Genomic DNA, 333 nt, shown 5'->3' on the forward strand with positions numbered 1-333 from the left:
GGAATGTCGTTAGTATGGGCATAATATAGCCCACTATTTAGCATGTAGCCGTTACTTGTATCCGTATTATTATTAGTAGAGTACCGTATGGAAAAACCAGAATAAAACTTACCGTTTAAAAAGCGCTCACCTCCATACATATTGTTTCTATTAGGTAACGCAAGCGTACCTTCATGAAACAACCAATTATCACTCCAAACACTACCATCATAATGTGCTAAAAGTATATCGCCATTACCAGAGCCGCCTTGTCTATATCTAGCAATTAAACTTCCATCATCAGCTCTATGAATCATGGGATAAGTCATGCGTTCATAGTCCTCTCCGGATTTC

At 38.4% G+C, this 333-nt stretch carries 1 protein-coding gene; it reads right to left on the bottom strand.

Translation table 11 applies throughout. The annotated features are described in order from the left end of the window. Nucleotides 1–308 (bottom strand): BNR-4 repeat-containing protein (locus H4O21_RS28700; RefSeq protein WP_255487460.1); only part of this gene is annotated, 308 nt, incomplete at its 3' end. Between the last annotated feature and the right edge of the window lie 25 nt (nucleotides 309–333).

This window comes from Oceanospirillum sediminis (genome assembly GCF_014164585.1).
GTDB lineage: Bacteria > Pseudomonadota > Gammaproteobacteria > Pseudomonadales > Halomonadaceae > Oceanospirillum > Oceanospirillum sediminis.